We start from the raw sequence: 20,985 nt of genomic DNA, 5'->3' as shown, positions 1-20,985 counted from the left end.
ATCGCAGCAGCGGAGCCGATCACCACACAAGACCGCCCAACCGGCCAACGGCCCAGGGTTGTTACAGGTCTCCCTACTTCATTCAAGGCTCCCGCCGCGCCCGCTCCTGTCTCGGCCGTGCTGGCGCTGCCACCACCGCGCGCGCCCGCGGTGGGTTGGCCGGCGGCATGAGGCGAGATCGAACAGCCAGGGTCAAGACGATGCCTCCGGCGGGGGGCTCCAGCTCCGGGATGGCGCCACCCCGATGGCGACCGCGGGTTCGGCTGTCAGCCCGCCGCCTACCACGGCAGCAGACCTCAGCGGCCGTCCCGCCCATAGTTCGCATCGAGGAACTCTTACGCGTCGTCCATCGCGTGAATACGCCGACGCCATGGACCCCAGCCAGGAACCGGCCGGCCGCCTTTCGGATGAAGAGTTCCGTCAGTTCCTCAGCATGCTCCGGCGCTACCTGCACCACGACTTGGACCAGTGGGAACTCCTCGTGACCCAGAGTGATTACGGCCCGCTCTACGCGGTCTTCGCGAACAAGCTCCCGGAGGGCTGGCCCGAGGAGATGTTCAGGCCGTTCTAGTCCGCCGGACAGCGGGTGTGCCCCGCGTGCCTGCCACGTGCCCGTCTGAGGGGCGAAGGAGGGGAAACCACGGGGAACGCGGGCCGGACGCCCCAAAGGCGCTGTACGGGGCCGTACGAGGTCACCACGGGGCCGCCGCACTGGTCTTCCAAACTGGCTAGGTGGGTTCGATTCCAGTCGCCCGCTCCAGTTGCGCCAGCGCCGGCGCCCTGACCCACCGGGGTGCCTGGTGCTATCGGCTGAGCCTGGATGTGCGGCTCCCACCGGGGCAGGCAAGGGGGAGCCGCGCTTGCGGGGTCAGAAGCCGTGGGGGAGCCAGGGGGCGGGGGTGGTGTGGAAGGCGTCGCAGGCTGTGGGGAGGGCGCCGGGGCGCAGTTCCCGGATCAGGCCGGCGCCGGACATGGCGCGGAGGGTGGGGCCGCCGAGGTAGGCGGCGCCGAGGTCCTTGACGTCGAGGGCGAGGTCGGCCGGGTCGGTGGTGCGCTCGCAGGTCGCGCCCTTGGGGTCGCCGGTCAGCCGCCAGCGCCCGGCGTTCCAGGGGCAGAAGGCGTCGGTGACGTCGAGCACCAGGTCGACCGGGACGGAGTAGGCGCGGGCGGCCAGCGCGGCACCGACGTCGACCAGCCGCAGGTGGAGGCTGTCGAGCACGCCGAGGTCGCAGCGGCGCTGGTCGGAGACGAGGTGCAGCAGCGGGTCGTCGACCGGGCGGTTGTCGAAGTGCACCGCGCTGGTGAGGTCGATCGAGGCGAGGTAGCGCCACAACGCGGCATAGGTCGCCGGGTCGAGGGCCGCGATGTCCCGCAGGTTGACGGTGCTTTCGCGGTGACCGCCGACCGACCGGTGGGCGACGGCGTAGCGGGCGTAGCCGCGTACCTCGCCGTCGGTCTCGGCCAGGACGCACACCAGGGGGCCGGCGCCGTGGCGGGCCGCGGGCGCGTCGACGATCGGCAGGTTCTCCCAGTTCGGCTGCCGGGCGAGCATCCCGGCCCGCCCGGGCACCAGGTCGGCGTAGACCGCCTCGCAGGCGGCGAGCGCCGCGGGGTCGGCGGGCCGCACCAGCCGCAGCCGGACCGCGTCGGTGCCCTCGGGGACGGCGAACGCGACCCGGGTGGTGTCGACGGTGCCGGTCAACTCCTGGGTGGCGGTGCCGTATCCGAAGCGGCCGTAGATGACCGGCTCGGAGGCGGTGAGGATCACGACGGACTCGCCGCCGTCGTGCAGCGAGTCGAGCTGGCGGCGCATCATCGAGGTGAGGATGCCGCGCCGGGTGTGGGTGGGCTGGACGGTGACCATTGTCACGCCGGCGGCGTCGAGCAGCCCGCCGCCGGGGACGGTCATCCGGAACGAGTGCAGGCCCGCGGTGCCCACCGCCTCGTCGCCGTCCCAGGCCGTGGTCAGCCGGTCGAACTCGAAGACGCTGCGCCATCCGGCGCGCTCCTCGACGGCGTCGGGGTTCGCGTGGAAGGCGCGCACCACCCGGTCGAAGAGGTAGTCCCACTGGTCCGGGTCGGCGCCGCGCAGTTCGATGGTCATGCCCCCTCCCTACCAGGCGGGTGCGGACTGCGGCGAACACATTTCCGCGCCGCCGGACCCGTTGCTCGTCAGGGCCGCGGTGGGCACCCTGTCCTTGCGGCCCCGCGCAACCTCACAGGCCATCCGCCCTGCACGGCGCGGCAATCGGTGGGTAGGGTCGCCGGGACATGGATAAAGCGACGGCAAAGGGTGAGCTCGGGCTCCGGTGGCGCAGAAGGCTGCACCGGGCCCGGTTGACCGTGCGCCGTTCCGCGGTCGACTACTTCAGGGGCGACGCCTCGGAGTGGGCCGGGCTGGCGGCGGTGGCGGTGGCGATCCCGGCCCTGGCGTACGCGTCGGTCAACGTGCCGGTGTGGTGCCCGCCGGAGGCGCTGGTGCTGCCGATCCTGGCCGGCGGGCTGCTGCTGCGCCCGGCGAGCCTGCTGCTGCTCTACGCGGGCTCGGCGCTGGCGATGGTGGTGGAGTCGGCGGTGCTCGGCCCGTACCGGGAGGGCCCGGGCCGGGTGACGCCGGGCACGGTGCTGCTGGTCACCGCGGTGGCGCTGGTCGGCCTGGTGATAGCCCAGTTCAGAGCCCGGGTCGGGGTGCCCTGGCGGCGCGGCCACAGCATGCTCTTCGACCTGCGCGAGCGGATCAGGGTGCAGAGCCGGCTGCCGCGGCTGCCCGGCGGGTGGCACGCGGAGATGGCGCTGCGCCCGGCCGGCGGGCAGTCCTTCTCCGGTGACTTCGTGGTCGCCACCCGCAGTTCGGACGGCCGGGTGCTGGAGGCGGTGCTCACCGACGTGTCCGGCAAGGGCATGGACGCGGCGTCCCGCTCGCTGCTGCTGTCCGGGGCGTTCGGCGGGCTGCTGGGCTCGCTGCCGTCGCACGCGTTCCTCGGCGCTGCCAACGGCTACCTGCTGCGGCAGAACTGGGAGGAGGGCTTCGCCACTTCGGTGCACCTGGTGCTCGATCTGGAGAGCGGCGACTACGAGTTGCTGTCGGCGGGCCACCTGCCGGGGGTGCAACTGCACGCGGGGACCGGCCGTTGGGAGGAGATGGCGGCCGAAGGGCCCCTGCTGGGGGTGTACGACGGGGCCGAATTCCATGGCGTCAAGGGCACGTTGGGGTCGGGTGACGTGCTGATGCTGTTCACCGACGGCCTGGTGGAGACGCCGGACCGGGAGATCTCCGAGGGCATGGACCGGCTGATCGGCGAGGCGGACCGCCTGGTGGCAGGCGGATTCCGGGGCTCCGCTTGGCGGTTGATCGAGGCGGTCGCCAAAGACGTCAACGACGACAGGGCGTTGCTCGTGGTGTGCCGGGACTAGCCCACGGGAATGGGACTATGGGTCCAGACACGTCTCCTGTGTCCGTGGCTGATGGCACCATGGGAACGGGCGAGGCGGGGGCGGCGGCGCGGTCCCCGGACCGGCATTACCGAAAGAGGAAGTGATCCGTCATGGTTATCTCCCTGTCTGCCGCACTGCTGCTGGCGATCGTGCTGGTCGTGATGATCCGCTCGAAGTCCATAAAGCCCGGACCGGCCATCGTGGCCGCGCTGTTCGGGTTCTTCCTGGCCTCGACGAACATGGCGCCGGACATCAACCGCTTCCTCAACTCAGTGGCCGACACCATCAACCAGATAAAGCTCTGACGCCCGCAGCGCCTGCGGGGCGGCCCGCAGGATCGCGTCCAGGGTCTGCCCGGCGTCCTCGCCCTCGGGGGTGGCCAGCAGCGCGGCCAGCACCGCGATCCGGGCCTGGGCGGGGCGCAGCGAGCCGGCCAGCCGTGCACCGGCGGCGACCAGGTCGACCGCCCCGCCACCGGTGTACAGCGGCGCGACGGCCCCCGCCGCGACCCTGGTGCTGACCAGTACCAGCACGCCGTCGGCGACGGCTTCGCGCACCGCGGCGGCGACCTCGGGGTTCGCGTTGCCCGCGCCGGTGCCGGCCACCACCAGGCCGCGGGCGCCGGCCCCCAGCGCGGCGTTCAGCAGCACCGCGTCGGCGTCGCTGTGGTGGGTGAGGATGTCGACCCGGGGGCCGACCGCGTCCACCGCAGGCATCGGCAGCGGGACCGGCCGCGGGCGGCGGCGGCCCCAGCTCACCCGGCCGAACTCCAGCCGGCCGAGCGGCAGTCCGTCCGGATCGCCGAAGGCGTGCGCGTCCACGGTGTGCTTCTTGACGGTGCCCCGGGCGGCGTACACCTGCCCGCCGAAGACGATCACGGCGCCGATGTCGCGGCCGGAGGCGGCGGTCAGCAGGGCGTCGTAGAGGTTGCCCGCGGCGTCGCCGTCCTCGGCGTCCAGCGGCTTCTGGGCGCCGGTGAGCACGACCGGGCGGCGGTCGTGGTGGAACAGGTCGAGGAAGAAGGCGGACTCCTCCAGGGTGTCGGTGCCGTGGGTGACCACGACGCCGTCCACGCCGGGATCGGCGAGCGCCTCGTGCACGGCGTGCAGCAGCCGCAGTTGGTGGGCGGTGGTGAGCCGTGAGCTGTTCACGGTGAACAGGTCCACCACGCTCACGTCCACCCCTTCGGGCACGGCGCCCGCGGCGAGTACTTCCTGTCCGGCGGCCTCGGCCGCGTATCCGTCGCCCTGCCAGCGGCTGGCGATGGTTCCCCCGGTGCTGATGACCACGACGTGACGCACGATGCGCAGCCTCCCTGACTGGTGTCGCGCCTCCCCGGGCGCACGGCATTCCCCAGCACAATGATATGCGCGTAGACCTGCCATATGATTGCTAATACTGATCGGTAGTCCGCCATATCGTGGTAGGAATCCCTCTTATGGATGCCATCGACAGAAGTATCTTGCGCGAGCTCCAGGCCGACGGCCGGCTGACCAACCAGGAACTGGCCCAGCGGGTGGGCCTGACCCCCTCCCCCTGCCTGCGCCGGGTGCGGCAGTTGGAGGACGACGGAGTGATCCAGACCTACCGCGCGGTGGTCGAACCGGCCGCGGTCGGCCGGGGCTTCGAGGTCTTCGCGTCGGTCGAGGTGCACCGCGACCGCGACTCGGTCGCCGCGTTCGAGGCCGAGGTGCAGTCGACCCCCGACGTGGTGGAGGCGTACCGGCTCTACGGCGCGCCGGGCTGCCTGCTGCGCATCGCGGTGGCGGACTCCGACGCGTACGAGAGGTTCTGGACCGACAAGCTGATCGCGCTGCCGGGGGTCTCCGACGTGAACTCGCAGATGATCATGAAGCGGATCAAGTCGCCGCAGGGCGTCCCGGTGGACTGACCGCCGCCGGATGCCCGTACGGGACCGGGTCCGGTGGTCTCCCGGGTTCGACGGTCCGCGAGGTGCGGCGGTCCGGCGGTCCGTCGGTCCGGCGGTCCGGCGGTCCGGCGGGCTCGACGGCCCCCGGGGCTCGGCGGCCCGCCCGGCTCGGCCGTCGGACGTGCGCGCTCAGCGGTCGGCGGCGAGCGCGGACTCGGGCGCCGGCGGCTGGCAGGTGGGGCACCAGAAGAGGTTGCGGTTCGCGAGCGGCCGGGTGCGCACCTCGGTGCCGCAGATCAGGCACGGCTGCCCGGTGCGGCGGTAGACGTAGACCTCGCCGCCGTGGTCGTCGCGGCGCGGCGGGCGCCCCATGGCCTCCGGTTCGTGCTCGGGACGCACCGTGTCGATCCGGTTGGTGCGCACGCCCTCGCGCATCAGCACGACCAGGTCGGCCCACATCGCGTCCCACAGCGGGCGGGACAGCGCCCGGCCGGGCAGGAACGGGTCGACGCCGTGCCGGAAGAGCACCTCCGCGCGGTAGACGTTGCCGACGCCGGCGAGCACCTTCTGGTCCATCAGCAGCGCGGCGACGGAGATCCGGGAGCGGGAGATACGGGTGTAGGCGCGGCCGGGGTCGTCGCCCGCGCGCAGCGGGTCGGGGCCGAGCCGGTCGTGTATCGCCTGCTTCTCACCATCGGTGATCAGCTCGCAGGCGGCCGGGCCGCGCAGGTTCATCGCCTGGTCGCCGTGCCGGCCGCCGACCAGCCGCAGCCGTACGGTGTCGGTCACCGCGTCCCCGTCGAACGCGATCTTCCCGATCAGGCCGAGGTGGATGTGCACCCATCCCCGCCCCTCGAAGCCGAGGAACAGGTGCTTGCCGTGCGCGTCCACGCCGTCCAGCACGGCGCCGTCCAGCAGCGCCGCGCTGTCGGCGAACTTGCCCTGCGGGCTGCCGACCCGGGTCGTCCAGCCGGCGAACCGCTCCAGGCACTCCTGTGCCAGCCGGTGGATCGTGTGGCCCTCGGGCATCGGTGGTGTCGGTCCTGCCGTGTGGAGTCGGTCCTGCTGTGCGGTGTCAGTCCTGCTGCGGGTGGTGGGCCGGGATCGGGGGGAGCTCGCCGGTCGCCTCGTAGGCGTCGAGCATGTCGATCCGGCGCTGGTGGCGCTCCTCCTGCGAGTACGGCGTGGCGAGGAAGACCTCGGCGAACTTCACCGCCTCCTCCTGCGTGTGCATGCGGGCGCCGATGCTCAGCACGTTGGCGTTGTTGTGCTGGCGGGCGAGCGAGGCGGTCTGCTCGCTCCACGCGAGTGCGGCGCGGACGCCCTTCACCTTGTTCGCGGCGATCTGCTCGCCGTTGCCCGAGCCGCCGATCACGATGCCCAGGCTGCCGGGGTCGGCGACCGTACGGCTCGCCGCGCGCAGGCAGAACGGGGGGTAGTCGTCCACCGCGTCGTAGATCTGCGGACCGCAGTCCACGGGCTCGTGGCCGTTGGCCTTCAGCCACTCGACGAGGTGGTTCTTGAGTTCGAAGCCGGCGTGATCCGAGCCGAGGTAGACGCGCATGCGGTGATTCTTCCACCCCCCGGGGTGCCCGGCCCGGTCGCCCCCGGGACCACCTGCCCGGCGGGTGGTCCCTGAACCGGCAGCACCGGGCCCCCCGGGGGTCAGGGCACCCTTCTTGCTCAGCGGTCGAGGGCGCGCCACACGGCGGGGAGGAAGCCCATCGCGAGGGCGGCCTTGAGCGCGTCGCCGAGCAGGTAGGGGCGCAGGCCGAGCCGGAGGGCGTCGGCGGTGGAGAGGTGGGCGGCGTGCGCGAGGTAGGGCACGCCGACCGCGTAGACGACGGCGGAGCCGAGCACCATGACGCCGGCGGTCCGCAACACCGTACGGTCACCGCCGCGGCGGGCGAGGGCACCGACGACCGCGGAGGCGAGCATCATCCCGAGGATGTAGCCGAATGTGGGCATGGACCAGCCGGAGCTGCCCTCCGCGAACCAGGGCAGCCCGGCGACCCCCGCGACCGCGTACAACCCGAGGGCGGCGAAGCCGCGGCGGGCGCCGAGCGCGGTGCCGACCAGCAGCGCCGCGAAGGTCTGCCCGGTGACCGGCACCGGCGACCCCGGCACAGGAACCGAGATCTGCGCGGCCAGACCGGTGAGCACGGCGCCGCCGACCACGAGCGCGGCGTCCCGCAGCCGGGCCCGGTTGACCGAGGAGGCGGGCAGCAGATCGGCGAGTACGGTGCCGGGGGCCGAGGAAGCGGCGGTGCTCATGGGTGACTCCGCGAGGTGCGAGGGCGGTCGGGACATCGCGACGCTAGCGCAGCACCCGCGCGTTGATCATCGTCGGACCCCGACAAAGCACGGCGGCCGCCCTTGGAGGCTTCACCCGCGACCCGAGCCCTACCGCCGCTCCCCCACCGGCCCGTCGCCGTACGCCCTTTCAGCAGCTCACGTGAGACTCGTCACGCCATGAGGACCCGCGAACACGGGTACGGGGCGGCCGGTGCGGGGCCGCCCCGTACGCCGCGGGCGCTGTGGGATTCCACCAAGGCGCGTACCCGCGCTACGCGGGCTGGAGCAGGTCCCAGCGGTTGCCGTACAGGTCGCGGAAGACGGCGACCGTGCCGTACGGCTCGCGCCGGGGCGGCTCCTCGAACACGACGCCTTCCGCGGCCATCCGGGCGTGGTCGCGGGCGAAGTCGTCGGTGTGGAGGAAGAAGCCGACCCGGCCACCGCTCTGGTCGCCGATCCGCTCGGCCTGCGCGGGGGTGGCGGCCCGGGCCAGCAGCAGGGCCGACTCCCGGGCGCCGGGCGGCGCGACGACCACCCAGCGGCTGCCGTCGCCACGCGGGCTGTCCTCGCGCAGCTCGAAGCCGAGGGCGCGGGTGTAGAAGTCGAGGGCCTCGTCGTAGTCGCGTACGACCAGGGCCGTCAGGGCGAGGTGCGGCATGGCGGGGCGGGTGCTCCTAGTCGAAGATCGGGCCCTGGGTGCGGGTGCGCTTGATCTCATAGAAACCCGGGATCGCGGCGACCATCAAGGTGCCGTCCCACAGTTGGGCCGCCTCCTCGCCCTTGGGCGCGGGGGTGACGACCGGGCCGAAGAAGGCGATCTGCTCGCCGTCGGCGCCGGGGACGGCGATCACCGGGGTGCCGACCTCCTGGCCGACCTTGTCGATGCCCTCCTTGTGGGAGGCGCGCAACTGCGTGTCGTACTCGTCGGAGTCCGCGTGGTCCGCGAGCGACGCGGGCAGGCCGACCTCCTCCAGGGCCTCCACGATGGTCTCGCGGGTCTTGGGCTTCGCCTGGTTGTGGAAGCGGGTGCCCAGCGCGGTGTAGAGCGGGCCGACCACGGCGTCGCCGTGCAGCTCCTGGGCGGCGATGACGACCCGGACCGGGCCCCATGCCTCGCGCAGGAAGGTGGAGTACTGCTCCGGGAGGGTGTCGAGCTTGTCCTCGTTGAGCACCGCGAGGCTCATCACGTGCCAGCGCACCTCGACCGGGCGGACCTTCTCCACCTCCAGCATCCAGCGGGAGGTCATCCAGGCCCAGGGGCACAGCGGGTCGAACCAGAAATCGGCCGGGGTCTTCTCAGCGGCGGTCGCGGTCACGGCATGCTCCTCGTTCACAACATCGTGTCAGGGACGGGCGGTCGGCGGTCGTCGGTCGGCACCTTCCACCCTGACGTGCAACGCACTCCGCACCCCGGGTCATTCCCCGCTGCCACCTCGCAGGGGCCGTGGGAGGATGCCAGGGCGCCGCGATCCGGCGCGTCCACCGGCAGGAGTGCCATGACCGAGAGGAGCCGCCACGTGCCCGGCGAGAACCTGAGCCGTGAGGAGGCCCGCGAGCGGGCCGCGATCCTGTCCGTGGAGCGGTACGACGTGGCGCTGGACGTGCGCTCCGCGGTCGGGCCGGCCGCCGAGGGCGAACCGCGCACCTTCCGGTCGACCACGGTGATCGACTTCCGCTGCGCGCGGCCGGGTGCCTCGACCTTCGCCGACCTGATCGCGCCCTCGGTGACGTCGGTGCGCCTCAACGGCCGGGAGCTGGACCCGGCGGCGGTCTTCGACGGGGCGCGGATCGCGCTGGACGGCCTGGCCGAGCGCAACACCCTGGTGGTGGACGCGCGGTGTGCCTTCAGCCGGACCGGCGAGGGCCTGCACCGCTTCGAGGACCCCGAGGACGGCGAGGTCTACCTCTACACGCAGTACGAACCGGCCGACTCCCGGCGGGTGTTCGCGAACTTCGAACAGCCGGACCTGAAGGCGCCGTTCTCCTTCCGGGTGACCGCGCCCGAGGGCTGGACGGTGCTCAGCAACGGCGCGGCGGACGGTGACCCGACGCCGGCCGAGGGCGGCGGCGCCACCACCGCGTTCGTGCCGACCCAGCCGATCTCCACCTACATCACCGCGGTGGTCGCGGGGCCGTACCACGTGGAGCACGACCACTACGCGCGCACGCACCCCGACGGCGCGGTGCTGGACATCCCGCTGTCCGCGCTGTGCCGCCGCTCGCTGGCCCGGCACTTCGACGCCGACGCGATCTTCGACGTCACCAAGCGCGGGCTGGACTTCTTCCACGAGAACTTCGACTACCCGTACCCGTTCGGGAAGTACGACCAGGCGTTCGTGCCGGAGTACAACCTCGGCGCGATGGAGAACCCCGGGTGCGTCACGTTCCGCGAGGAGTACGTCTTCCGCGGCAAGGTGACGCGGACGTCGTACGAGCACCGGGCGAACGTCATCCTGCACGAGATGGCGCACATGTGGTTCGGCGACCTGGTGACCATGCGGTGGTGGGACGACCTGTGGCTCAAGGAGTCGTTCGCCGACTTCATGGGCGCCTTCGCGCAGGTGGAGGCGACCGAGTTCACCGAGGGGTGGATCACCTTCGCCAACCGCCGCAAGGCGTGGGCCTACCGGGCCGACCAGCTCCCCTCCACCCACCCGGTGGTGGCCGACATCCCGGACCTGGAGGCGGCGAAGCTCAACTTCGACGGGATCACGTACTCCAAGGGCGCCTCGGTTCTCAAGCAACTCGTCGCGTACGTGGGGCGGGAGGCGTTCCTGGAGGCGGCCCGGCGGTACTTCAAGCGGAACGCGTACGGCAACACCACGCTGGCGGACCTGCTGTCGGTGCTCGCGGAGACCTCGGGCCGGGACATGGCCGCCTGGTCGGCGGCGTGGCTGGAGACCGCGGGTGTCAACTCGCTGACGCCGCAGGTGGTCTGTGACGCGCAGGACCGGATCACCGAGCTGTCGGTGGCGCAGACCGCGGACGGCTCGCAGCCGCGGCTGCGCCCGCACCGGGTCGCGGTGGGCCTGTACCGGCGCACGCCCGACGGCACGTTGGAGCGCTACGCCCGCGCGGAGGCCGACGTGGCCGGGCCGTCCACGACGGTGGCCGAGCTGGCCGGGCAGCCGCGGCCGGACCTGGTGCTGGTCAACGACGACGACCTGACGTACGCCAAGACCCGTTTCGACGAGGTCTCGCTGGCCACGCTCCGCGAGCGGCTCGGCGACCTCGCGGACCCGCTCGCGCGGGCGCTGGCCTGGTCGGCCGTGTGGAACCTGACCAGGGACGCGTTGATGCCCGCGCGGGACTACCTGGACCTGGTGCTGCGCTTCGCCGGGCAGGAGAGCGACGTCGGGGTCCTCCAGACCCTGCACCTCCAGGCGCGGACCGCGCTGGTCCACTACGTGGCGCCGGACGCGCGGCAGGAGGCGGGCGCGGCTCTTTCGGAGGGCGCGCTGCACGAGTTGCGGCTGGCCGAGCCGGGCAGCGGCCACCAGCTGGCGTGGGCCCGCTTCTTCGCGGCGGTCTCCTCCTCGGCGGCCGATCTGCAACTGCTGCAGGGGCTGTTGGACGGGTCCGCGAAGATCGACGGGCTCGATGTCGACCAGGAGCTGCGGTGGACGTTCCTGGAGGCCCTCACGGCTGAGGGCGTGGCCGGCGCGGACGTGATCGCCGCGGAGCGGGCCAGGGACGACACCGCGTCCGGCAACCGGCACGAGGTGCGGTGCCTCGCGGCCCGGCCCGACCCCGAGGTCAAGGCTGCCGCCTGGGCCTCCGTGGTCGAGTCCGACGCCCTGTCCAACGCGCTCGTCGAAGCGACCATCGCGGGGTTCTCCCAGCCCGGGCAACGGGACTTGGGCGAGCCCTACGTCGCTCCCTACTTCGCCGCGATCGAACGGGTCTGGGCCGAGCGGTCGATCGAGATCGCGATGGATGTCGTGCGCGGGCTCTACCCCTCCCTCCAGCAGGGGTCCCTCGTCCTCGCGGCGACCGACGAGTGGCTCTCCGAACGGAGCGAAGCGGCTCCCGCGCTGCGGCGCCTCGTCCTTGAGGGCCGCGACGACCTGGCACGGGCGGTTCGTGCGCAGGAGTGCGACGCCCGCCGCTGAAGCTTTCGGCGGGCGGACCGACTCGCCGCGGAAGCTTTCGGCGGGCGGACCGGCGCGCCGCGGGGGCTGGGCTTGCGGGCCCGGCGCGCCGCGGTGGTGGGCTGAGCGCGCGGTTCCCCGCGCCCCCTTGGGGCGCGGGGGCCGGGCTGGGGGCACGGCTGCGTCGTCGTGGCCGAGGGGGTGGAGGAACGTTCACTCGGGTGGCGGGAAGGGAAGGAGCTCGGCAGGGGCGGGGCGGGACTTTAGCCCGGCGTTGTCCTGGTTTGTCGACGAGCGTGTAACAACGGTTAGTAACCACCCGTTCCGCGGGAAACACTCGGCCATGAACGCGAACGACCTCACCCCCCACGCCCTGGACCGCCTCGACGACTGCGACGAGACCGTACTGACGTTCCGTCAACTTCGTGAACTCGGCCTGACCGCGGCCGAGATCGCCGACCGCTGCCGCCCGGGCGGCCGTTGGCAGCAGATCCTGCCGCAGGTGTGCCTGCTGCACTCCGGCCCACCCAGCAGCGAGGAACGCGTACGGGCCGCGCTGCTGTACGCGGGCCGCGATCCGGGCGGCCACGGCCCGGTCGGCGGCGGCCGGGAGGCGATGGTGACGGGGCTCGCCGCGCTCGCGCTGTACCACTTCGCGTCGGTGCCCCCGCTGATCGGCCTCCCGGTGATCGACGTGCTCGTGCCGTGGCAACGGCGGTTGCGCGACGCGGGTGACGTCAGCGTGCACCGCACCCGCGAACTGCCGCGCCCGCTGGACGTGGTGGGGCTGCCCTGCGCTCCGGTGCCGCGCGCGGTGGCCGACGCGGTCGCCGAACTCGACGACACCGACGCCGTACGCGCGCTGCTCTCCGAGGCGGTGCGGTCCGGGTACTGCGACGGCACCGCCGTACTGCGGGAGTTGTCCCGGGCCGGGCTGCTGGCCCGCCCGCAGGTGCGGCGCGCGGTGGACGTGCTGCGCAGCGAGGACCGCGCGATGGCCGAGCAGCGGCTGTACATGATGGTGCACTGCCACCAACTGCCCGACCCGGTATGGAACGTGGACCTGCGGCTGCCCGGCGGCCCGCCGCTGGGCGGGGTGGACGCGTTCTGGCCCGAGCACGGCGTCGCGGTCTGCCTCGACCCGGACGACGCCGCGCTGTGGTCCCACTACGCCCGGCAGCGCGAGCACCTGGAGGCGCTGGGCATCACGATGGTGTTCCTGTCCCCCGCCAAACTGCACGACGCGATGGAACTGCAGGCGGCCGTGGTCAGGACCGCGCTGATGGCGTCCTGCGAACTCGACCCGGCCGCCTACGTGGTGGTCACCCCGCGCTGAGCGGCTCCCGGCCGGCCCCTCGGCGCGCCTTCACCGTCCTCACCGCTTCCCGAGCAGCAACTCGGCGTTGCGGTCGTGTGCGGCACCGCTCGCCGAGGAGATGTCGGCGCCGGGCGCGTTGAAGGCCAACTCCCGGTACAGGGAAGCCAGTCCGGCGGTCGACAGATCGTGGAAGTCGGTCCGATGCGGCGCCGCGGACTCGATCAGCGTGGTGATCAGCGACAGCGTCCCGTCGTGGTTGTCGACGATCTCGATGACCCGGCCGAGCTGCGGATAGTCCACGTGGGAGGCGGTGTTGACCTCCCAGAAGGTGCCTCGCGGGTCGATGCGGTTGTGGTGGCTGTGCCCGTTGATCCAGGCCAGCACGTTCGGGTGCTTCTTCAGCAGCGCGGTCAACTCCGCGCCGCTGTGCCGCTTCTCGCGCGGGCGGGCCGGGTCGGTGCGCAGGTTCGTCATGCTGTGGGCGGCGTGGTGGCTGAAGACCAGGATGTGCCGGTCCTCGTGCGCGGCCAGGGTGCGCTCCAGCCAGGCGAGTTGCTCGGAGCCGATCGAGCCGAGGAACGAGCCGCCCCGGTCGGTGGTGTCCAGGCTGATGCCGAGCACGCCGTCGGCGACCGGGAAGCTGTAGTACATGTGGTCGGCGTCCACGCCCTCGGCGGCGTAGCCGTGACCGACCGGACCGGCGCCCGTACGGCGCGGGTCGAGGTGCGCGGCCAGGTACTCCTGCGGGGTGAAGGGGGCGCGGCGCACGTCCGGGGTGACCGTGCGCGCGGTGCGGGCGTAGTGCTGGAGCACCTCGCGCACCAGCGTGCCGTCCGGGTCCTGCTGCGCGTTGACGGCCTTGTACACGCGCAGCATGTCGGCGTGCGGCACCTGCTCCAGCTTGCGGTCGCCGACCGCGATCTGCCCGGCGAACGACCCGTGCGGGCCGGACCGGTAGGCACCGCTGAACAGGGCGTCGTGGTTGCCGACCGTCGAGTACCAAGGGATCTTCAGGCCGGGCGCGGTGAGCGGGCGCATCGCGGCGGACAGGTAGCCGGGCAGGTGCGGGAAGCCGAGCTTCTTGTCGGCGTCGGTGCGGGCGCTCTCCGGCTGCCAGAACAGCGGCAGCCCGGAGTTCTGGATGCCCTCGAAGGCTTGCGGGTCACCGGTGTTGGGGTCGATCCGGCCACCGCTCATCGCGGAGAGGAACCAGTCCAGCTCGATCGTGGAGTTGTTGTCGGTGTTGTCGCCGGTGGTGATCGCGAACGACAGCGGGTGGCCGGTGACCGGGCCGCCGCGCAGGCTGTTCACCCGGTCGATGAGCGAGAGCGTGCTCAGCACGGACAGCGCCTCGTGCGGGCGCCAGTCGTGCGGGCCGTGCTCGCGCATCCACTCCATCCGCAGCGGCGACTGCACGTCCATCACGTGCAGGTCGGTGAGCTGGACGAACGCGGCGATCGCGGTACGGCGGTCCGCGCGGCCGGGGTGCGCGGGGGCGAGGTCGGCGCGGACCACCCGCTTCCACCCGGGGCCGTCGGCCAGCCGGCGGTACGAGCCCTTGCCGGTGGGGGTGGCCACGGAGTGCAGGGTGGTCCCGATGGTCGTCGGCCCCGACGGCGCCGTCGGGGCTGCCGTGGTGGCGCCGGTCGCGGTGCTCGGGGTGCTCGGGGTGGAGACGGACACGGAAGCGGTCGGCGCCGTGGCCGCCCGGGCGCTGGCCCGGTCGGAGCCGGGGCCGAACAGCCAGGCGGCGGCGCCTCCCGCTGCCGCGAGGCCGGTACCGGAGGCGATCAGCAGGGTGCGGCGGTCGACGTGGGGAGGGGTTCGGGCGGGCTCGGGTGCGGGCATTTCGTTCCCCCGTGGGGAGGCTGAGGCGTACGAGCGGCCCCGGGCGTGGGGCACCCACGGGGATGCTTGGCAGCGGAAGTGACGTGTGCCGTAACGCGGCACGAACGCGGAATGCCCATCTCCGGGCGCGAATGTCCGTTTCCGCGTGAGTCATCCTGCGGGGGCCCGCCGTTACGGTTCCCGTCTCGTTCCCGTGGCCCCGCCCGGTGGGTGCCGGGCGGGGCCACTCGGGCGGAGGGGCTACTCGGGCGGGGGGGCTACTCGGGCGGAGCCGTCGCCGCGGGACGCCGCAGGAGCGCCCGGGTGGGAAGGGCGGTGGCGGCCAGGGCCAGCACCAGCGCACCCCCCACGATGCCGCCGGCGGTGCCCGGCGGCACGTACGGGCTCGCGCCCGTCAGCCCGCGGGCGATCGGCACGAGGGTGATCCACGCGATCGCCCCGCCGATGACGAGCCCGCCCGCGGCGACGACCAGCGCCTCCCAGCGCATCATCCCGAGCACCTGCCGCCGGGTCGTGCCCGCCAGCCGCAGCAGCGCGATCTCACGGCGCCGGTCGAGGACCGTCATCACCAGGGTGTTGGCGGCGGCGACGGTCGCGAACCCGCCGAGCACGGCGGCCATCACCTGGTTGGACCAGGCGTTGAGTTCGAGGTTCTTGTCGGCCTGCGCGCGGTATCCGGCCCGGTCGGTGACAGTGAGCCCGGGCACCCCGAGCCCGGCCAACTCCCTTTGCACGGCGGCCGGGTCGGCGCCGGGCGCGTCGTGCACGAGCACCTGCGCGTCGTACGCCGTGTTCGCGTGTGCGGCGACCGCGGCGCGCGGCATGAGCAACTGGCCCATCCCGAGGCCCCGTTCGTAGACGGCGACCACCTTGGGCCGGATCTGGGTGCCGTCGCCGAGCCAGAGCGAGAGGTGGCCGCCGACCTTCGCGTGGGCGCTGCCGGCCAGCAGCGTGTCGACCGCGACCGTACCGCCGTCGCCGGTGAGGTCGGCCAGCGAGCCGCTCTTCACGCCGAGTTGGAGCACCTTGGGCAGGGCGGCGGGGTCGCCGGAGACGCCGATCAGGTTCTCCGAGTCCAGTGCCCCGCTCTCCCGGATGAGCGCGCCGGTGCGCAGGACGCCGACCGCGGTGTCCACGCCGTGCAGCGCGGCGGCGCGGTCGGCGGTGGCGGCCGGCAGTCCGGCGCCGTCGGAGCCGACCACCTGGTCCGCGACGACCGCCTGGTGGATCTGCCGGGACGTGGCGTGGGTGATCGACCCCTGCATGCACAGCAGGGTGCCGCAGAAGGCGGTGACCAGCGCGATCGGGGTGATCGCGGCGGCCAACCGGCGGGCGGCGGCACGGGTGTTGGCGGCGGCCAGCATCCCGGAGACCGAGCCGGACGCCCGCAGCGGCAGCCCCAGCAGGGACGCGGCGAGCCACGCCACCACCGGACCGAGGAAGGCCACTCCGGCCATCAGGCTGAACACGACGCCGAGTGCCACCGAGGCGGCGTCGTCGCCGGTCTCGTGTGCGGCGACCGCGGCCAGGAAGCAGCCGCCGACCACCGCGGCCACGCCCAGCACGGTACGGATCACGCCGGGCCGGCGGCGTTCCACCGCGGCCTCGCCCAGTGCCTCGCTGGGCCGGGCCTTCGAAGGGCGGCGCGCGGCGAGGTAGCCGGCCACGAGCGACCCGAGCAGGCCGGCGCCGACCGCGACCACCATCGGAATCCAGCCCACGGACAGGGTCACGCCGTGCGGCACCGCGTCCTTGTGGACGAGCTGGCGCAGCCACCAGCGGGCCAGTCGGACGCCGGGCCAGATCCCGGCGGCGCCCGCGAGCGGAGCGACCAGCAGCGCCTCGGTCGCGACGGTCCTGCGAATCTGCCGCGGGGTGGCGCCGATCGCGCGCAGCAGCGCGATCTCGCGGGAGCGCTGGCCGACGGCGAGGGCGACGGTGCCCATCACCACGAACACGGCCGTGGCCGTGGCGATCCCGCCGAAGGAGCCGCCGATCGCGGTCATCATCTCCTTGGCCTCGGCGAGCTGCGGCTGCTCGGCCGCGCCCCGGTCGTCGCCGGTGCGCACCTTCGCGTGGCCGCCGACGGCGTGCCGGGCCTGGTCGGCCAGCGCGTCCGTGCCGACACCCGGCTTGGGGAAGACCGCGATGGCGTCCGCCCGGCCGGGGTGGCCGGAGAGCGGCCCGGCGGCGGAGTCGGCGAAGTACGCGGTGGGGCCGGCCGAGCGGTCGGCGGGGACCAGCCCGGAGACGCGGTAGGCGGCGGTCCGGCCGGGCGCGGTCAGCGTCAGGGTGTCCCCGACGGAGACGTGTGCCGCGCGGGCGGTGCCGGCGTCGAGCACGACCTCGCCCGCGCCGGGCGCGTGGGCCGTGCCACCGGCGGCCGTGCCGGAGGGGGCTGTACCGGACGAGGCCGTACCGGAGGAGGACCCGGGGGGCTGGGAGATCAGGTGCGCGGACCAGTCCCGGCCGGTCAGTTGCGGCAGACCGGCACCAGAACCGGCACCCGCACCCGCACCCGCACCGGCACCCGCACCCGTGGCGCTCTGGTGGGCCGCGCCCACCGGGAACGCGATGTCGGGGACGGCCGCGGCCACGCCCGGGCGGGCGGCGATCCGGGCGGCCATGCTCGTGGCGAGCCGGGGCTGGTCGGTGAGCGGCTCGGAGTCGGAGTCCTGGTTGTCGCCGTGCCCGGTGGTGATGTGGGCCTGCGGGTCGGCCGCGACCACGACCGGCACGTGGGCGTACCGGACCGGCGGCACGTGCGCGGTCAGGCCGGTCTGGAGCAGGGTGCCGCACGCGGTGACCACGGCGGCCGCGAAGAGCAGCGCGACGAACGTGCCGACGAAGGACGCGGGCCGGAAGCGCACGGAGGCGCGGGCCAGGCCGTTCACGCCGCCCTCCCCCGGGTGGCGCGGGCGGCCTCGGCCACGGAGTCCCGGTGGGCCCGGCCGTCGGCACCGCGGCCGGACCCGCCGGTCCGCGAGGTGAGCGCGACCATCCGGTCCGCGACGGCCGTCGGGTCGGGCGCGACCAGCTCGCCCGCGAGGTTCCCGTCGGCCAGGAAGAGCACCCGGTCAGCGTACGACGCGGCGACCGGGTCGTGCGTCACCATCACCACCGTCGCGGCCGGGCCGGAACCGTCCAGGCCGCCGTCGACCGCCTGCCGCATCAGCGCCAGGATGTCGCGGGCCGTACCCGTGTCGAGCGCGCCGGTCGGCTCGTCCGCGAAGATCACCTCCGGGCTGGTCACCAGCGCACGGGCGATCGCCACGCGCTGCTGCTGCCCGCCGGAGAGCTGGCCGGGCCGGCGCCTGCCGTACCCGTCCAGGCCGACCCGCGCCAGCATCGCCGCGGCCCGGCGCCGGTCGGGGCGCTGCCCGGCCAGGCGCTGCGGCAGCAGTACGTTCTGCTGGACGGTGAGGGACGGCAGCAGGTTGAACGACTGGAAGACGAAGCCGATCCGGCTGCGGCGCAGCCGGGTCAGCTTGTTCTCGCTCAGTCCGGTGATCTCCTCGCCGCCGAGCAGCACCGAGCCGCCCGACGGGCGGTCCAGGCCGGCCGCGCACTGGAGGAAGGTGCTCTTGCCGGAGCCGGACGGCCCCATGACCGCGGTGAAACTGCCGCGCGGCAGCGCCAGATCGACCCCGCGCAGCGCGTGCACCGCCGCGTCGCCCCGGCCGTAGGTCCGGCGCACACCGCGCAGTTCCACCGCGGGGGTCGCGGTGCCTGTCGCCGTGCCGACCGGCATGCTCGGCGTGCTCGTCGTCGGGCTGGTCATCGGGCTCGCTCCGTATTCGTCCACGCTTCGAAACTACGAAGCGCGGGCCGCGCGAACCATGGCGCTCTCCGGCGTCCTCGTGGTGGGGTTTTCCCGACCAGCCACCCGGAGGGATCTCCCCGACCGGCCCCTGTTCGCCCGCACCGGCGGCGGTTCCGCGCGGGTGAGACCCCCGGGGCGGGGTAGGAGGGGGGCGCCCCGGGGTAGGGGTGTGTGCACCCACTGTGAGGACGGAGGCCCGATGGACCGGGTACGGCTGGCCGGGTTGTACGGCGTGGACGTGACGTACCGCCCGACCGCGGATACGGAAGTGCCCGTGCCGGAGGAGACGATCGTGGCCGTGCTGGCGGCGCTCGGGGTGGACGCGAGCACGCACTGCTCGGTGAAGGACGCGCTGGCGGCGTACGAGCGTCGCGAGTCGCACCGGCTGCTCAACCCCTGCACGGTGCTGCGGGCCGGCCACGGCACCCTCGACACGGTCCGGGCCCGGCTGCCGCGCGGCACCCGGCTGACCGTGGCCACCCGCACCGGCGAGCCGCTGCCGGCCGCCCCGACCGCGCCGGGCCGCTACGTCCTGCGCGCCACATCCGCCGACGGGCGGACCGCGACCGGCGACCTGGTGGTCGCGCCGGAGCGGCTGCCCGGCCCGCCGGAGCGCACCTTCGGCTTCATGGCGCAGCTCTACTCCACCCTGTCGTCCCGCTCGTGGGGCATGGGCGACCTCGCCGACCTGGCCGACCTCGCCGCGTGGTCGGGCCGGACCCTGGGCGCGGGCTTCGTGCAGATCAACCCGCTGCACGCGGCCGTACCCGGCCGCCCGACCGACCCCTCGCCGTACCGCCCGTCCTCGCGCCGCTTCCCCGACCCGGTCTATCTGCGGGTGGAGGAGATCCCCGAGTACGCCTACCTGCCGGCGGAGTCGCGCGAGCAGGCCGCGGACGTGCTGCGCGAGGTCGCCGAACTGCGCGACCAGGTGCTGCTCAAGGACGCGCTGATCGACCGGGACGCGGTGTGGGCGCTGAAGTCGCGGGCGCTGGAGCTGCTGCGCGCGGTGCCGCTGAGCCCGGGCCGCCGGGCCGCGTACGCCGACTTCCTCGCCGAGCAGGGGCAGGCGCTGGACGACCACGCCACCTGGTCGGCGCTGGCCGAACTGCACGGCCCCGACTGGCACAACTGGCCGCCCGGGCTGCGCGACCCGCGCTCACCGCAGGTGGCACGGGCCCGCAGCGAGCTGATGGAGCGGGTGGACTTCCACTCCTGGCTGACCTGGCTCACCGACGGACAGCTCGGCGCGGCGCAGCGGGCCGCACGGGACGCGGGGATGGCGGTCGGGGTGGTGCACGACCTTGCGGTGGGCGTGCACCCGGCCGGTTCCGACGCCTGGTCGATGCAGGACGTGCTGGCCGCGGGCATCTCGGTCGGGGCGCCGCCGGACGCCTTCAACTCCCGCGGCCAGGACTGGGGGCTGCCGCCGTGGCGGCCGGACGCGCTGGCGGCGACCGGCTACGCGCCGTACCGCGACCTGATCTCCCGGATGCTGCGGCACGCCGGGGGCCTGCGGATGGACCATGTGATGGGCCTGTTCCGGCTGTGGTGGGTGCCGCAAGGCCGGCCGCCGACGGAGGGCACCTACGTCAGGTACGACGCGGAGGCGATGCTCGGGCTGCTGGCGCTGGAGGCGTACGAAGCGGGCGCGGTGGTGATCGGCGAGGACCTGGGCACCGTGGAGCCGGGGGTGCGGGAGGAGTTGGCCGACCGGGGCGTGCTGGGCACGTCCGTGCTGTGGTTCGAGCGGGACTACTCCGGGGCCGACCCGGACCGCCGGCCGCTGCCGCCCTCGGCGTGGCGGGAGTCGTGCCTGGCGACGGCGACCACGCACGACCTGCCGAGCACCGCGGCCCGGCTGACCGGCGAGCACGTCGGACTGCGGCACCGGCTGGGACTGCTCAGCCGGCCGCTCGAGGCGGAGCAGGCGGAGGACGCCGCGGAGGTCGCGGAGTGGATCGCGCTGCTCGGCCGGCTGGGGCTGCTGCCGGAGGGCGCGGCGGACGAGGAGGCGGTGGTGAAGGCGGTGCACCGGTTCCTGGCCCGGACCCCGGCGCGGATGATCGGGGTGTGGCTGCCGGACACGGTCGGGGACCGCCGCCCGCAGAACCTGCCGGGCACGTCCACGGAGTACCCGAACTGGCGGCTGCCGGTGGCCGGTCCGGACGGGCGGCCGCTCACCCTGGAGCAGCTCGCCGCGTCACCGCGGCTGCACGCGCTCGCCGACGAGGTGCGGCGGGCGCTCGCGACGCGCCCGACGCGCCTGTAAGGCACCCCGCGCGCACGGGTCACAGGTGTGGTC

At 73.8% G+C, this 20,985-nt stretch carries 17 protein-coding genes; 7 read left to right on the top strand and 10 right to left on the bottom strand.

The features are described from left to right. Positions 1 to 370 precede the first annotated feature (370 nt). Complete coding sequence (locus OG896_RS26760) at positions 371 to 571, top strand: hypothetical protein (protein ID WP_329369396.1); 201 nt, start codon at positions 371 to 373, stop codon at positions 569 to 571. Between the two features lie 297 nt (positions 572 to 868). Here the strand turns inward: OG896_RS26760 and OG896_RS26755 are convergent, their stop codons facing one another. Next, positions 869 to 2,104 (bottom strand): GNAT family N-acetyltransferase, encoded by a 1,236-nt coding sequence (locus OG896_RS26755; protein ID WP_329369395.1) that lies wholly within the window; start codon positions 2,102 to 2,104, stop codon positions 869 to 871. A gap of 167 nt (positions 2,105 to 2,271) precedes the next feature. On the opposite strand from OG896_RS26755, the gene OG896_RS26750 reads away from it, so the two are divergent. Continuing rightward, positions 2,272 to 3,414, top strand: a complete 1,143-nt coding sequence (locus OG896_RS26750) for a PP2C family protein-serine/threonine phosphatase (protein ID WP_328464178.1) — start codon at positions 2,272 to 2,274, stop codon at positions 3,412 to 3,414. A 131-nt stretch (positions 3,415 to 3,545) separates the two neighbouring features. After that, a complete protein-coding gene (locus OG896_RS26745) occupies positions 3,546 to 3,740 on the top strand; it encodes a hypothetical protein (protein ID WP_328464179.1) in 195 nt (64 codons plus the stop codon). Here OG896_RS26745 and OG896_RS26740 read toward each other — a convergent pair. Further along, the gene (locus OG896_RS26740) at positions 3,705 to 4,736 is read right to left on the bottom strand and encodes an asparaginase (protein ID WP_329369392.1); all 1,032 of its coding nucleotides are present in this window, start codon (positions 4,734 to 4,736) and stop codon (positions 3,705 to 3,707) included. The genes OG896_RS26745 and OG896_RS26740 overlap by 36 nt on opposite strands. A gap of 137 nt (positions 4,737 to 4,873) precedes the next feature. On the opposite strand from OG896_RS26740, the gene OG896_RS26735 reads away from it, so the two are divergent. Then, positions 4,874 to 5,326 (top strand): Lrp/AsnC family transcriptional regulator, encoded by a 453-nt coding sequence (locus OG896_RS26735; RefSeq protein WP_328464183.1) that lies wholly within the window; start codon positions 4,874 to 4,876, stop codon positions 5,324 to 5,326. A 168-nt stretch (positions 5,327 to 5,494) separates the two neighbouring features. Here OG896_RS26735 and OG896_RS26730 read toward each other — a convergent pair whose 3' ends face one another. From OG896_RS26730 to OG896_RS26710, 5 genes are all read right to left on the bottom strand, one after another. Next, positions 5,495 to 6,334, bottom strand: coding sequence for an Fpg/Nei family DNA glycosylase (locus OG896_RS26730; protein ID WP_329369389.1), 840 nt, complete (start codon positions 6,332 to 6,334; stop codon positions 5,495 to 5,497). A gap of 46 nt (positions 6,335 to 6,380) precedes the next feature. Beyond that, positions 6,381 to 6,869, bottom strand: coding sequence for a ribose-5-phosphate isomerase (locus tag OG896_RS26725; RefSeq protein WP_329369387.1), 489 nt, complete (start codon positions 6,867 to 6,869; stop codon positions 6,381 to 6,383). A gap of 119 nt (positions 6,870 to 6,988) precedes the next feature. Further along, positions 6,989 to 7,579, bottom strand: coding sequence for a biotin transporter BioY (locus OG896_RS26720; RefSeq protein ID WP_328464189.1), 591 nt, complete (start codon positions 7,577 to 7,579; stop codon positions 6,989 to 6,991). 292 nt (positions 7,580 to 7,871) lie between these two features. After that, positions 7,872 to 8,258 carry a VOC family protein gene (locus OG896_RS26715; RefSeq protein ID WP_328464191.1) on the bottom strand — a complete coding sequence of 129 codons (387 nt, stop codon included), beginning with the start codon at positions 8,256 to 8,258 and terminating at the stop codon, positions 7,872 to 7,874. A 16-nt stretch (positions 8,259 to 8,274) separates the two neighbouring features. Further along, positions 8,275 to 8,916 carry a mycothiol-dependent nitroreductase Rv2466c family protein gene (locus OG896_RS26710; RefSeq protein ID WP_328464193.1) on the bottom strand — a complete coding sequence of 214 codons (642 nt, stop codon included), beginning with the start codon at positions 8,914 to 8,916 and terminating at the stop codon, positions 8,275 to 8,277. Positions 8,917 to 9,117: 201 nt separating this feature from the next. Between OG896_RS26710 and pepN the strand changes: the two genes are divergently transcribed. Together pepN and OG896_RS26700 are read left to right on the top strand one after the other, a co-directional pair. After that, a complete protein-coding gene (gene pepN / locus OG896_RS26705; protein WP_329374301.1) occupies positions 9,118 to 11,712 on the top strand; it encodes an aminopeptidase N in 2,595 nt (864 codons plus the stop codon). Between the two features lie 322 nt (positions 11,713 to 12,034). Further along, on the top strand, positions 12,035 to 13,027 hold the full coding sequence (locus OG896_RS26700) for a hypothetical protein (protein WP_329369385.1): 993 nt from the start codon (positions 12,035 to 12,037) through the stop codon (positions 13,025 to 13,027). A gap of 39 nt (positions 13,028 to 13,066) precedes the next feature. Here the strand turns inward: OG896_RS26700 and OG896_RS26695 are convergent, their stop codons facing one another. The 3 genes from OG896_RS26695 to OG896_RS26685 form a co-directional block, all read right to left on the bottom strand. Next, a complete protein-coding gene (locus OG896_RS26695; protein WP_329369383.1) occupies positions 13,067 to 14,857 on the bottom strand; it encodes a TIGR03767 family metallophosphoesterase in 1,791 nt (596 codons plus the stop codon). Positions 14,858 to 15,114: 257 nt separating this feature from the next. Then, complete coding sequence (locus OG896_RS26690; protein ID WP_329369380.1) at positions 15,115 to 17,751, bottom strand: FtsX-like permease family protein; 2,637 nt, start codon at positions 17,749 to 17,751, stop codon at positions 15,115 to 15,117. Next, positions 17,748 to 18,638 (bottom strand): ABC transporter ATP-binding protein, encoded by an 891-nt coding sequence (locus OG896_RS26685; RefSeq protein ID WP_443057157.1) that lies wholly within the window; start codon positions 18,636 to 18,638, stop codon positions 17,748 to 17,750. The genes OG896_RS26690 and OG896_RS26685 overlap by 4 nt, the downstream gene beginning before the upstream one ends. Positions 18,639 to 18,879: 241 nt before the next feature. On the opposite strand from OG896_RS26685, the gene malQ reads away from it, so the two are divergent. Next, on the top strand, positions 18,880 to 20,952 hold the full coding sequence (gene malQ, locus OG896_RS26680) for a 4-alpha-glucanotransferase (RefSeq protein ID WP_329369378.1): 2,073 nt from the start codon (positions 18,880 to 18,882) through the stop codon (positions 20,950 to 20,952). Positions 20,953 to 20,985: the final 33 nt, after the last annotated feature.

Origin of the sequence: Streptomyces sp. NBC_00669 (assembly GCF_036226785.1) — a bacterium.
In the GTDB taxonomy this organism is placed as follows: Bacteria; Actinomycetota; Actinomycetes; order Streptomycetales; family Streptomycetaceae; genus Actinacidiphila.
Note: the sequence above shows the minus strand (reverse complement) of the source record. Positions and strands in the feature narration are given on the sequence as shown.